The sequence below is a fragment of the Dactylosporangium sucinum genome, from assembly GCF_014647515.1.
Taxonomy (GTDB): Bacteria; Actinomycetota; Actinomycetes; order Mycobacteriales; family Micromonosporaceae; genus Dactylosporangium; species Dactylosporangium sucinum.
Genome location: NZ_BMPI01000111.1, coordinates 12138 through 24344, shown reverse-complemented (window position 1 = coordinate 24344; position 12207 = coordinate 12138). Strand labels below are relative to the sequence as shown.

Sequence of the window (12207 nt, the reverse complement as noted above, 5' to 3'; positions counted from 1 at the left end):
AGTGACTGTCGATGGGCGGACCGGACGTTATCCATCCCAACCAGAATCAAACGTCCAGTCAGAGCGTGTTTGAGAAGGTCATGATTCGTCGGGCCAGTGCCAGCGTTGTTGGCGGGTGGCGGGTTCGCCTCTGGCGATTCGGCTGGTCATGGTGTTGATGGCGGCCCAGCGGATCATGGCTTCGGAGGTGGCGGGGCGGCGTTCGTAGTCGCGGGCGAGGCGGCGGTGTGCGGTGAGCCAGGCCAGGGTGCGTTCGACGCACCAGCGGCGTGGAATGACGGCGAAGCCTTGCTGGTCGGTGGGTTTGCGCACGATGTGCAGGGTGGTGCACAGGATCGCGGTGGCCCAGTCGACGAGCTTGCCGGCGAAGCCGCCGTCGGCGAAGACGAACCGGATCGGTGTGGTCAGGTACGCCGGGTGGTCTTGGCGCCATCGCGGTCCTGGACACTCGCGGCCAGCACGACCACGACGATGAGCAGGCCCAGCGTGTCGGTGACGATGAACCGCTTGCGGCCGTTGCTCTTCTTGCCCGCGTCGTAACCGCGGCTGTCCCGGCCGACGGTGTCAGCGCCCTTCACGCTCTGCGAGTCGATGATGTCCGCGGAGGGCTGCGGGTCACGGCCCTGCTGGACCCGCGCCTGCTCACGTAACGTAGCCAGCATCGCCTCGGTGACCTTGGCGTCTTCCCACTGCTTGAAGTACCAGTAGACCGTCTGCCACGGCGGGGAGTCTGCCGGCAGGTACCGCCAGGCGCAGCCGGTCCGCACCACGTACAGGATGCCGTCCACAATGGGCCGCCGTCAGTCTATTGTGGACGGTTGAGCGCCACGACCCGCCGCGCGCTGCAGGAAGTCTCCCGCGGCTCCCGGCCGGCGTCACACGCGGCCCACCCGGGTGACCACGATGACCCTGGAGAGCACCAGCGGCGTGGGCGCCCGGCCGTCGGTTGCGGAATGCGCCGACGGAGTCCAGCTGATCACCTACATCGACGTGGACGACCGGCACGCTGCGGGTCGTGCACTGCCCGGACGTCGCCTGCGCCGGCCCGATCACCTCGCCGTCGTGATCCAGCGGCGCGAAGGTGTTCTCCGCCCGCACCCCGCCATCTCCGGCGCGACCGGCAGCACATCGTCGACGGCCTGGCGCGCCGACGCCCTGGGCACATACCGGTTCTGGCGCGACGTCGGTCATGCCGCAGGCGCTCTCGTCGCCGGCGCCGCCGGGTACGCGGTGCGGATGCGCCGCGTACCCGATGCTCGGTGGTTCAGTTGAACGGCGGGCGGCACAGGACGTTGCCGCAGTCGACGATGCGCAGGGCATCTCGGGACTGGTCGAAGTAGCCGATCATCGGTCGGTTGTCGGGTGCCGTCAGGATGGTTGGTTGTTGCCATCCGAGGGTGCCGTTGGTTTCGACGGTAGATCTGGTCGCGGTTGTGCAGGCGAGGTTTTCGCAGTGGGCGACCCGCAGTGACGGTCCGGACTCGTGGGTGTAGGCGACGATGGGGAGACCGTCGGCGCCGATGGTGATCGACGGTGCGGTGTAGGTTGCGCCGGTGGTGTCGAGCACGGTGTTCGTCGTCGCGGTGCACAGCACGTTGACGCAGTGCGAGACGACGAGTTGCTCGGTGGGGTCGCGGCGTTCGTGGGCGATGATCGCGAGGCCGTCGCGGCCGACCGTGATCGACGGTCTGCCGCCGGTCGTCCCAGGACCGGAGTCAACCGTCACGGTTGTCGATGCGGTGCAGGCGGTGTCGTGGCAGCGGGCCACCTTCAGGTCGCCGTACGGGGCGCCGTCGTGGTAGGCCAGGATGGCGAGACCGGTGGGGAGGGTGGCGATCGCCGTGCCGGTCTGGCCGTCGAGGTTGTCGGGACCGACGGTGTCGACGATGGATTGCCGGCTGCTGGTGCAGTGGTGGTCGAAGCATTTGACCACTTTGACCTTTGCCGGCTGTGTCTCGGACGGCCGGTCCTCGTAGGCGATCAGCGGGAGTCCGTCCGGGCCGATGGTGATGGAGACATCCCCGCGCACGACGGAGTTGCGGTCGACGAACTGCGTGGAGGCCGCGGTACAGGTCGGGGTCAGGCACTTGGCGACCTTGAGGTCGTAGGCGGTGTGGTCGTCGTACTTGGTGACGTACGCGACGACCGGCAGGCCGTCGCCGGCGATGGCGATCGCCGGCGTGAGACCGTTCCAGCCGAAGTCGTCGATGGTGGTCGCGGTGACCGAAGTGCAGGCGTCGTCGCGACACCATGCCACCCGCAGGTTCCGCGTGGCGGAAGGGGTGCGGAAAAGGTAATAGGCGAAGACGGCATGCCCGTCCCTGCCTATCACGCCGGTGGGGTCGAACCCGTGCTTCACACGATTGTCCGGCGGCAGGTCGACGGTGGTGATGCCGCCGGGCCCCGCCGGCGGCACGGGCAGCCCCGGCAGTTCGCTCGTGCACTGCTCGGTGGAGAACTCGTCACCGATGCGCCCGAAGAAGACGAACGTGGTGACGGCGTAGCACTGCCGGGTCCCGGCCGGGACGGTGTCCACAGTGGAGTATACTGTGCCGGTGCCGGTCGTGCTGGTCGACGGCACCGAGGTGACGAGGCTGAACGGGCCGCCCGCCGCGTCGTGGCGGAACACCCAGAACTCGTCCTCGTCAGGCGACTGGTCGGTCCAGGAGAGCGTCACCGAGGTACCGGAGACCTGCGGCGGTGCGAGGACGGCGGCCGGCACCTGCGGCGCGCTGGGTGCGGCGGTGGCGGGTGAGTCGGACAGCGTCGCACCGGCCACCACCGCCAGCAGCAGTGGCACCTTCCATCGAGAGCGGTAAGACATCCGCCCAATCTGCACGCCGCACGTGTGACGGTCCGTGTGAATCCAGCTGCGGCTCCTTCCGCTACCGGTGTTTTCCGGACCAGAGCCAAGAAGTTGACAGTTCCGTTCGATGGAACGGGATGTCACGCCTCTTGGGTTGGCGGCATGAATGTGTCGGTAAGCCGAGGAGGAGTGAATGAGGTTCACGAGCGTGGCGGCGTGCGGAGCGCTGGCCGCGGCCCTGATTGTGACGGCACCGAGTCCGTCGGTCGCTGCCGTCGACCAGGAGCTTGGCGTGGTAAGTTGGGGATCGGGCTCGTACGGTACGTTGGGTGACGGGACGACCGGCGACACGTCGACGCCGGTCGGGACGGTCGGGATTCCCGATGGTGTGACCAAGGTGTCGGCCGGGCCCTTGCATTCACTGGCGTTGACCGACAGCGGCGAGGTCTGGGCCTGGGGTTCCAACACCGACGGGCAGTTGGGCGACGGTACGCGCACCCAGCGCAACAGCCCGCAGCGTGTGGACGGGCTCAGCGGCGTGGTCGAGGTCGCGGCGGGCGACCGGTTCAGTCTGGCCGTGCTGGCGGACGGCACCGTCAGGGCGTGGGGTGCGAACCAGTTCGGGCAGCTCGGCATCGCGGCGGGCGACGACCGGCTCGTTCCGATCACCGTACCCGGTCTGACCGGTGTGACATCGGTGGCGGCCGGCGGTGCGCACAGCCTCGCACTTCGCGTCGGTGGTTCGGTCTGGGCGTGGGGTTTCAATCACTACGGTCAGCTCGGCGACGGTACCTTCGAGGATCGGTCCACCCCGGCCCAGGTGAAGGGCATCACGACCGCCCGGCAGATCGTGGCCGGCGGGCTGACCTCCACCGCGCTGTTGCCCGACGGCCGCGTTCAGGCATGGGGTTTCAGCGAGTGGGGCCAGATCGGTCCCAACACCAAAGAGCCGCTGCCCGTCGGGATCTCCATCAGCAACGTCGTGTTCATCGCGGGACGCGACAGGCACAACGTCGCCGTTCGGGGCGACGGCACCGTGTGGGCCTGGGGGTACAACGGCAACCGGCAGGTCGCCGATGACCCCGAGTTCCGCCAGCCGGTACCTCGCCGGGTGACGGGTCTCCCGCCGGGCATCGTCTCGGCCGCCGCCGGCCGCGAGTCGAGCTTGGCGCTTGACAGTGCCGGGCAGGTGTGGGCCTGGGGTTGGGTGGGCGGTGCACCGTACGAGCACCATGCGGTACCGGTGAAGGTTCCCGGCCTGTCCGGTGCCACAGCGATCAGTGCCGGCTACTGGCACTACCACGCCCTTGCGCCGCACGGTTTCTCGATCGGGCTCACGCCGGCCACGGGCACCGTCCTGCCTGGTGGGTCGGTCGGCACACAGATCCGGCTCACGCCCGCCAACGGCTACAGCGGGACCGCGGCGCTGCACATCAGTGGCCTGCCGGACGGGGTCAGCGTCTTCACCACGAAGAACGAGATCAGCGCCGCCGCACCAGTGGCCATGGCGCTGCGGGCCACCACCGGCGCCCAGCCGGGCACCTATCCGATCACCGTGACCGCCACCGACCCGGGTGGGGTGATCCCCAGCCAGCACGCGGTCTACCAGCTCACGGTCAGCGCGGAGGGTACCTTCTCGATCGCGTTCGCCGAGCCGTTCGGCACGGTCTCCCCGGGCGAAACCGCGTCGACCGAGTTGGTGCTCACCCCGCTGGGTGCGTTCACCGGCACGGCACGGCTCCAGGTGCTCGGCCTGCCGTCCGGCATCTCGGTGACCCTGTCCAGCCGGACCATTGGCGCGAACGGACCGGTCACGGTGGATGTCCACACCGCACCCGACGCTCCACAGGGGACGTTCGCGGTGTCGGTCAGCGCCTCGGCCGGCGCGTCGACCAGCACCGCGCTGTACCTGATCACGATCACCGGCGGTACAACGTCGTGACAGTGACGACACGGGTGCGGCTGCTCGGCCGTCCTCGGATCGAGCGCGACGGGCAGCCGGCCGCACCCCGCGGCCGGAAGTCCTGGGCAGTGCTGGCCCGTGTCGCCCTGTCCGAGCAGCCGGTCAGCCGTGCCCAGCTGGCACGAGAACTGTTCGGCGACGCGCATGACCCGTTGGGTGCGCTGCGCTGGTGTGCGGCGGACCTCCGCCGGTGCCTCGGACGGGCGGACCTGCTCCGGGGTGATCCGCTGACAGTGCCGCGTGACGCACTCTGGGTCGACGTATGGGCGTTGCGGGAGGGCCAGCTGCCGGTACCGGACGTCGGCGGCGTTCTGCTGGAGGGTATCGAGCTGCGGAACTGCCCGCGCTTCGACACCTGGTTGCTGCTGGTCCGCGGCGCCTGCGCGAAGCGTTCGATGGCGGAGTTGCGCCAGGCGGCGCTGTGGCTGCTCACGGCCGGTGATGCTGAGGCCGCCATGATTCCGGCCGGGCGGGCGGCCGGTCTCGAGCCGTTGGACGAGGACGCCCAGGAGCTGTTCCTACGGGTCCTGGTGACGGCCGGGCACGCGGCACAGGCCTCGGTCCACCTGTCCTCGTGTGAGCGCGCGTTCGAGCGGGAAGGTCTGCGCCTGTCCGCGGCAACCCGGGCAGCCGCCCGGGCACCGTCGGGGGCGTTGCGCATCGGGGTACGCGCGGGCGTGGTCGGCGCCGACATCCTGCGGGAGCGCGCCTCCGCCGACCTGCGGACGGGTCGGCACGCCGCACCGAATTCACCGAGGACGACCTGCGCTTGTGGTGGTTAACCAGCCGCAGCGGATCGCTGGTCGTCGCTGCCGGGGGTGTTGGCCTGCGGGTGTTCGGGTGTGGCAGGTCGGGCGATGCGGGCGAGGGTTTCGCCGTTGTCGCTGAGCAGGGTTTGTTCGGCGTCGTCGAGAAAGGTGAGGTCGGCGGTGACGTGGCGGACGGCCGCGGCGAGCAGGAGTCCGACGACGGGGTCGTTGTCGTGGTCGCGGCGCAGGACTTCGAGGTTGCGGAGCTCTCGGAGCAGGAAGCCGCGTTGGGTGCTGATGACGCGGCGGACGACGTCGGGGGTCCGGCTGTGTGCGGCGGCCATGATTTTGAGGAAGAAGTCGTCGCGGAAGCCGGCGGTGCGCGGCGTTGGAGTGTCGAGCCAGCGGGTGAGCTCGGCGGTGTCGGGCGGATGACCGGGCCGTCCTCGCGGCGATCGCGTACATGGTGCAGGACGCGTGTTCGTGGCGGAAGCTGCCTGCGGCGTTCTTCGGGGTGTCCCGCCCGACGGTGCACCGCAGGTTCACCGAGTGGACCCGGTACGGGTTGTGGGAACAGATCCATCACGAGCTGCTGCACCAGCTGCACGTCACTGGTGGGATCGACTGGTCGCGGGCGATCGTCGACTCGATCAGTGTCCGGGCCTCAAAAAGGGGATCTGACCGGGCCAAACCCGGTCTACCGCGGCAAACCGGGCTCGAAGATCCACGTCTGGTGCGACCGGCGGGGCGTGCCGCTGCAGGTGCTGACCTCCGCCGCGAACACCCCCGACGCGCAGCTGCTGTTCCCGCTGCTGGACTCCCTCACACCCGTGCAGGGCCGACGCGGCCGGCCCCGCCACCGGCCCGGGAAGCTGCATGCGGATAAGGCCTACGACCACAAGGCGATCAGAGCCGAGATCCGCCGCAGAGGCATCACGGTCCGTATCGCCCGCAAGGGCGTCGAGTCCTCGCAACGTCTGGGCCGGCACCGGTGGATCGTCGAGTCGTGCCTGTCCTGGTTCACCAACAACCGCCGCCTCGCCCGCCGCTACGAACGCAAAGCCGAGCACTTCCAAGCCTTCGCCGACCTCGCAGCCATCCTCATCTGCCACCGCCGACTCGCAAAGATCACCAACTGAGGCGCCGCCTTAGCGTTGTTTTGGGCTGGAAGCTACGGACGGCTCTATCCGGAGGATGCGGTCTCGTCGAGCAGGGTCCTCACTGCTTCGAACTCGGCGGGTGAATCACAGGAGTTGAACTCATCGAGGGCCCACAGCCAGCATGCCCGCGCTTCATCGACGCGTCCAGCATTGCGGAGAACCAGGCCGAGGTTGGTCAGCGCGGTGCCCTCGCCGTGGTGGTCACCGATCGCGTCGAAGATGGCGGCGGCCTGCAGATGGACGTCGATTGCCTCATCGAAACGCCGCACCTGTTGCAATGCCTCGCCCAGATTATTCAACGCCGTGCCCTCGCCGTGGCGGTAACCGAACTCGCCGAAGACGGTGGCGGCCTGCCGATGGACGTCGATTGCCTCATCGAAACGCTCAGCGTGGATCAGGGCCCCTCCGAGGTCGCCCAACGCCTTGCCCTCACCGTGGCGGTCACCAGCCCGCCGGCAGATCGCGAGAGCATGCTGCAGATCGTCGAGAATTCGCCGGTAGCCGAGGCGTTCGGCGATGACCCGACGTACCTCGGCGTTGTCCGCGGCCAGCCAGTTCCGTCCGGTCAACCTGCCGGTGACGAGACGCTCGTCGACCTGCACGCCGTGCCAGGCGTACACGGCGAAACCGTCCGGATAGCGCACGGCCGGCCCGGTCGGATGGTGCAGCCGACCCTGATCGTCGCGATGCAGCTCGGTGGGGCGTTCGGTCAGTACGACGGCGTCCTGGAACGGCCACCACCAGCCGGCGTTGCGGGCCACGGTCATCTGTCCGGCGAGCCGCTGGCACCCGGACACACCCAGACGCCGAAAGACGTCGTGGAACACCACCGAATCACCCCACCGCGGCCCCCAGGCGGCGCGAGCGCCCCGATGCCCGGACCACTCATCACCCACGACCTGCTTCCAGACCCGCTTGCCGACCTGATCCCGGACGCAAGCCTCGATGTGCTTCTCACCCTGCCGCAGACTCCAGACCTGCGCCCAGACCTGAGCCGAGACCTGACTTAAGACCTGGGCCTCAAACTGAGCCCCGAGCTCCTCCGAAGCCTGATCCCAGGGCTGGACCAGGACCTTGTCCCCGACCGTCGGCCCGACCTGAGCAAGCACATCGGATGCAACCTGTTCTCCGACCTGCGCCCGGACCTGGTCCCAGACCCGGGACCAGCCCTCGGCCCAAACCTGGGAGCCGACCCGCTCCCGGACCTCAGCCAGCATCCAGGCGCCGATCGCTCCCGCGTATGGGGAGTCCAGCCACACCACCAGCCGCGGCGGCTGCAGGCCGGCGGCCCGGTACGCCTCGGCCACGCCCCGCTCGGCTGCCCGGCGGTCGGCCGGCCCGGTGGCCCACCCTGCTACCAGCCATTCGTCCCGCACCACCACAACCAGCGCCTCCTGCTCCGGCGTGAGCCGCTCAACCTTGACGATCCGCCCGGCAGCCACGTTCAGTCGACCATCCAGACGCGCGCCTGCGGCGCGGACTCCCGCCGTCGACGCACCCGACAGATGCCCGGCCGCCCGGCGAACCTGTCGTGCGCCCGCGCCAACACCGCCCGAACACCGACCGCAGTGTCGCGCTGGGCTAGCCGGGCGGTGCCCTGGCCGAACACCTCGGCGGGGCTGTGCCCGGATCGAATGCGCCAGAGCGCAGATGAGGGTCGAATCGTCGGATCCACCATCGGCTGCTCGGCAGGCACCTGGCGTACCTCCATCGGGTCAGCGCAGCCGGCGGCCTGCGCGGCGGCCATGTCGAGTCGCACTGACGCAGCGTGGGACCAGCGGCATCCCTCGGGCCATGCGACGGAGATCGCGATACTCGCAATGTAACTACAGCCACCGCCGGGCCGTTTCCCGAGCTCCGCGACTTCGCCGCTGGCCTGCTCAAGGACCTCGACGCGGTCGCCCTGCCCTGGAACTCAGGCGGTCGAGGACACCGTCCAACGCCTGTGGCGTCGGGTGCCGGGGTTACCCTGCACCCGACCCGTCTGTATCGTCGTCGGCCGCGTGCGTCGGCGATTGGCTACTTCTACTTCGGCGGACCGACTGCCACCGGGCCGGCGTGCAGCGCGATGATGCGCAGCCAGGTGCAGTCCACCGGCGGCCACTCCTCGATCTTGCCGATTTCGAGGTTGGTGTTCGTGTCCTTGAGGATCCGGGTGGTCCGCTCGCCGATCTTGCCTGGGCCCTCGACGACGCCGACCAGGTCCCAAGGGATGCGGTCGTTGACGTCCAGCTTCAACTCGTACCACGCGTGCTCCAGCGTCCGCTGCACGTAGTCCGCGTACCCGCCGCCGACCGGGGTGCTGCCCCACCGCACCGCGAAGTCGCAGCTGTTGAACTCCCAGCGCGCCCGGTTGTAGACCTGCTCAAGCAGGACGACCGTGCCGACCTTGGCGGGATCGGTCGGGTCGAAGCCGGCAGTGGCGCCGGTCGCCGCGACGATCGCCGGCCACGCCGCTTCTGCCTCAGCCGTCAGCCGGTCGTACAGTTCCTGCCGTGCCTGGATCGCGGCGGCGATCTCTGCTTGCCGGCGCTCGTTGAGGCGCCGCACCCGGGCGACGGCGGGTTCCAGGTAGCCGGAGTCGGCGAGGCTGTGCTGCAGGTCGCTGATCAACCTGTCTGCGGCGGTCTGCTGGTCGGTGGCGAGCTTGCCAAGGTCGAACGCGCCGAACTCGTCCAGTGGCAGGGTCACCTGCTCGGCCTCGTCCATCACCTGCCCGAACGCCGCGTCCACCTTCGCGCGAGCCGCTTGCAGTACCTGCTCGGCGTCCTGGTACGTCGCCTCGATCGTCGATTCGCCCGCGTTGTCCCGGCGGATCTCGAGCGTTCTCGGTTCCTCCAGCATGGATCGAGTGCAGATGATGGAGAGGCGCGTCAAGGGCAGGTTCGCTGGCTCCAACGGCCGCCGGTCGGCCGGTACCGTTTCCTGGACCCATCCCTCGAACTCTCCCCTGACCCTGCGCCAGGTGTCCGCGACCTCGGCGGCGAGCTGCACCTTCCGCCAGGCGGCGAGCGCGGCGGCGATCGTCTCCTCGGCGGCGGCGAGCCTGGCCCGGACGGCACGGAAGTCGGCATCGTCCTCGGCCACGACCAGCCTGGCGTTCACCGCCCGCATGTCGTCCTCGGCCACCTCGTCGCGGGCCTCGGCCCACACCCCGAAGCTGTCGACGTGGCCGGCGGCCTGGAGTTCGTGCAGCACGCGCGACGTGAGGTTGCCGCACTCGCTGACGATGCGGTAGGTCTCGCCTTCACCGAGCCCCACGAACAGGTCGCGTCGCAGGTACCCCTCAAGCGTGCGCAACAGCGGCTCCGCGCGCTCCAGGGCATTCGCCTTGAGCGCGACGACTCGACTGTCGAAGGCCGCGGCGAGGCGGGCTTGATACTGCTCCATCATCGCCGCGGGTAGCACGCTTCGCACCTCGTCACTGGCCAGCCGTCCGAAGCAGTACGCCAGCGAGCTCGCGTCACCCTCCTCCGCTGGCTCGAAGCGTACGTCGATGAACTGCGTGACCTGGCGGATCTTCTCCGCGCTCTCCGCCTCGGCGATCTGTTGGCGGATCGCGCCGATCTCCTCCAGCAGTGAAGCCCGATGGACGTCACCGACACCCTTGAGGAGTTCCTCGGCCTCCCGCACCTTGTCCTCGTCCTTGTTCTCCCTCGCCCACATGAGGCTGGTCTTCGCCCGGCGGATGAGGCTCAGCTCGTCGTCGGTGGGGCCGGGCTCGGTGGAGACGGGATCGGTGGACACCGGTGCCCCCGGCGCCACGATGGGCGCCGCAGCCGTGGTCGTGGTGGCTGGGATGGTAGCGGGCGGGGTGGTGGCCGGGGCCGTGCCCGAGCCACCCTGGTACTGGGTCCGGAAATCCGCGATCTCCTCCAGTACCGGCGCCTTGTGTACATCCGGAACGCTCACCAGGTATTCCAGGGCGAGGCGGATGCCCGATTCGATCTGGTCGGCCGGGTAGTCCATCCCGATCCAGTCCGCGACCTGCCTCAGCTTGTACCGGGCACCGCGGATCGCCAGCTCATCCTCGGGGCTCATCCTGCCGGCCAACTCTGCGCGGATCGCGGCGATCTGCGCCCGTACCGGCGCTGCCTCCTCGTCCGGTAACCCGTCCAGATAACCCTCGGCGGTATCGATCATCGACTCGATACCGTCGGTGCGGCCCGACTCCAGGTTCTCCTGTGCGAGGTTCACGCGGCCTTTGGCAGCCGAGAGCGACATCAGCATCCTTTCACATGGTTCACGACACATAGCGGGTGTCTGAAATGTGCAACCCGGACATCGCGCCCTATTCAGCAGGGCAGCGCCGCCCATCGATCATCTACTTGAAGGCGTTCCATCCCGTTCCATCGAGCACGCGGGATCCGTTGGTTCGCCGGCCGCCGCGGCCTTCGTGTCGGCGTCGATCGCAGCTTGGACGACGCGTCGAGCTCGTTGCACCCGGGTTGACTGCTCCATCGGCACTGGAGGTCTTCCCATCGGCCGTCGGCCTGCCGCGACGATCGCCGCATGGCGGTCCAACTTGGCCTGGTGCGCGGTGATCTCACGGGCCAGGTGCGCTTGGGCCTCGGCAAGCCGATGCGGACCGTAGGGGATTCGTCCGACCACCGGTCCGCCGGCCTCGGAACGGCGGCGACGGGCCAGCGCCGCTTCTTCGCGTTGCTGTTGCGCGCGTTCGTTGCGCTGCGTGTGTTCGGCCACCTCGCGCGCGGCCTGACGGATCCGCTCTGCCCGATGGCTACGATCTCGCAACCGCGCCGGCAGTCGCTCCCCGTCAACGTCATCACCGCCGGGCGACCCGGCCGCGGCGCATGCGGCCTGTTCCGCAGCATCCTCTTGCCGCGCTTCTGTCACGATGAGGCGGACTGGAGCCTGCAGCCATTCCTCGCCGCGGTTGGCGTCAATCGAGGCGTTCGCGGGAATCTTGGTGCCATCAATCGCGACCGTTCCCAGCCGGGCCAACCCTGCCCCGGCCGCGACCAGCAACACCTGGGTGAACAGCGCCGCGAACATGTCCTCGTGCTCGGCGCGGAACTGTGCGATTGTCGCGTGGTCCGGGATGTCTCGGGCGCACAACACACGGAAGGCCACATCGGTCACGCACCGACGCTCGACCTGCCGCGACGACCGCACGCCCTGGCAGTACGCGTAGATCAGCAACGCCAGCAGCATGTCCGGGTCGAAACCCGCGGCGCCAGCGCCGCCCAGCCGCCGCCGGCGGTGAAACCCGCTGGTATCCAACGCTTCCACCGTCTCCAGCAGAAACCACACAACGTGATCCGCCGGTAGCCACTCCCGCATGTCCGGCGGCAACAAGAACGGCTGATCACGCTGCACTGGGCGGTAAGACCTTGCCACAACACATGATCTCAAACCAGCCTCATGCAGGTCCATGCGGATACGCATTCTGCGACAGGCTCTTCGACGCCGAGATCCGCACCGTGGTGTGCTCCACGAACGCGATCGAGTCGGTCAACGCCCGGATCCGGCGTGCGGTCTGGGCGCGTGGGCACTTCCCGAACGAGG

Annotated in this window: 12 protein-coding genes and 2 pseudogenes; 6 read left to right on the top strand and 8 right to left on the bottom strand. The window is 68.9% G+C overall.

Translation table 11 applies throughout. The features are described 5' to 3' along the window. Positions 1-78 precede the first annotated feature (78 nt). Positions 79-396 (bottom strand): transposase, encoded by a 318-nt coding sequence (locus IEZ31_RS53080; protein WP_373294862.1) that lies wholly within the window; start codon positions 394-396, stop codon positions 79-81. An 8-nt stretch (positions 397-404) separates the two neighbouring features. Next, positions 405-788, bottom strand: coding sequence for an IS5 family transposase (locus IEZ31_RS53075; RefSeq protein WP_190257800.1), 384 nt, complete (start codon positions 786-788; stop codon positions 405-407). Positions 789-903: 115 nt separating this feature from the next. On the opposite strand from IEZ31_RS53075, the gene IEZ31_RS53070 reads away from it, so the two are divergent. Beyond that, entirely contained in the window at positions 904-1272 is a 369-nt protein-coding gene (locus IEZ31_RS53070) for a hypothetical protein (protein WP_190257803.1), read from the top strand. On the opposite strand, the gene IEZ31_RS53065 is transcribed toward IEZ31_RS53070, so the two are convergent. Further along, the gene (locus tag IEZ31_RS53065) at positions 1265-3010 is read right to left on the bottom strand and encodes a hypothetical protein (RefSeq protein WP_190257799.1); all 1746 of its coding nucleotides are present in this window, start codon (positions 3008-3010) and stop codon (positions 1265-1267) included. The genes IEZ31_RS53070 and IEZ31_RS53065 overlap by 8 nt on opposite strands. On the opposite strand from IEZ31_RS53065, the gene IEZ31_RS53060 reads away from it, so the two are divergent. Both IEZ31_RS53060 and IEZ31_RS53055 read left to right on the top strand, forming a co-directional pair. Further along, on the top strand, positions 3000-4748 hold the full coding sequence (locus tag IEZ31_RS53060; RefSeq protein ID WP_190257798.1) for an RCC1 domain-containing protein: 1749 nt from the start codon (positions 3000-3002) through the stop codon (positions 4746-4748). The two genes, IEZ31_RS53065 and IEZ31_RS53060, sit on opposite strands and share 11 nt — an antisense overlap. 2 nt (positions 4749-4750) lie before the next feature. After that, positions 4751-5551, top strand: a complete 801-nt coding sequence (locus IEZ31_RS53055; RefSeq protein ID WP_190257797.1) for an AfsR/SARP family transcriptional regulator — start codon at positions 4751-4753, stop codon at positions 5549-5551. Here IEZ31_RS53055 and IEZ31_RS53050 read toward each other — a convergent pair. Beyond that, positions 5548-5862 carry a hypothetical protein gene (locus tag IEZ31_RS53050; RefSeq protein ID WP_190257796.1) on the bottom strand — a complete coding sequence of 105 codons (315 nt, stop codon included), beginning with the start codon at positions 5860-5862 and terminating at the stop codon, positions 5548-5550. The two genes, IEZ31_RS53055 and IEZ31_RS53050, sit on opposite strands and share 4 nt — an antisense overlap. Before the next feature lie 86 nt (positions 5863-5948). Here IEZ31_RS53050 and IEZ31_RS59945 point away from each other — a divergent pair. Both IEZ31_RS59945 and IEZ31_RS53040 read left to right on the top strand, forming a co-directional pair. Beyond that, positions 5949-6089, top strand: a pseudogene (locus IEZ31_RS59945) (transposase); the annotation flags it as partial. Positions 6090-6132: 43 nt separating this feature from the next. Beyond that, positions 6133-6657: an IS5 family transposase gene (locus tag IEZ31_RS53040; protein WP_373294861.1), complete on the top strand. Its 525-nt coding sequence runs from the start codon at positions 6133-6135 to the stop codon at positions 6655-6657. Positions 6658-6701: 44 nt separating this feature from the next. Here IEZ31_RS53040 and IEZ31_RS53035 read toward each other — a convergent pair whose 3' ends face one another. The 4 genes from IEZ31_RS53035 to IEZ31_RS53020 form a co-directional block, all read right to left on the bottom strand. Next, positions 6702-8120, bottom strand: coding sequence for a DUF6745 domain-containing protein (locus tag IEZ31_RS53035; protein WP_190257794.1), 1419 nt, complete (start codon positions 8118-8120; stop codon positions 6702-6704). A gap of 2 nt (positions 8121-8122) precedes the next feature. Then, positions 8123-8437, bottom strand: coding sequence for a hypothetical protein (locus IEZ31_RS53030; protein WP_190257793.1), 315 nt, complete (start codon positions 8435-8437; stop codon positions 8123-8125). Between the two features lie 266 nt (positions 8438-8703). Then, on the bottom strand, positions 8704-10908 hold the full coding sequence (locus tag IEZ31_RS53025) for a hypothetical protein (protein ID WP_190257792.1): 2205 nt from the start codon (positions 10906-10908) through the stop codon (positions 8704-8706). A 90-nt stretch (positions 10909-10998) separates the two neighbouring features. Beyond that, a complete protein-coding gene (locus IEZ31_RS53020; protein ID WP_190257791.1) occupies positions 10999-12018 on the bottom strand; it encodes a transposase in 1020 nt (339 codons plus the stop codon). A gap of 83 nt (positions 12019-12101) precedes the next feature. On the opposite strand from IEZ31_RS53020, the pseudogene IEZ31_RS57935 reads away from it, so the two are divergent. Next, positions 12102-12207: pseudogene (locus IEZ31_RS57935) on the top strand (transposase); the annotation flags it as partial.

Excerpts from the sequence above, each read along its gene's own strand:
- IEZ31_RS53070 (WP_190257803.1), top strand. The coding sequence starts at position 904 with ATGACCCTGGAGAGCACCAGCGGCGTGGGCGCCCGGCCGTCGGTTGCG.
- IEZ31_RS53050 (WP_190257796.1), bottom strand. The coding sequence starts at position 5,862 with ATGGCCGCCGCACACAGCCGGACCCCCGACGTCGTCCGCCGCGTCATC.
- IEZ31_RS53060 (WP_190257798.1), top strand. The coding sequence starts at position 3,000 with ATGAGGTTCACGAGCGTGGCGGCGTGCGGAGCGCTGGCCGCGGCCCTG.
- IEZ31_RS53025 (WP_190257792.1), bottom strand. The coding sequence starts at position 10,908 with ATGCTGATGTCGCTCTCGGCTGCCAAAGGCCGCGTGAACCTCGCACAG.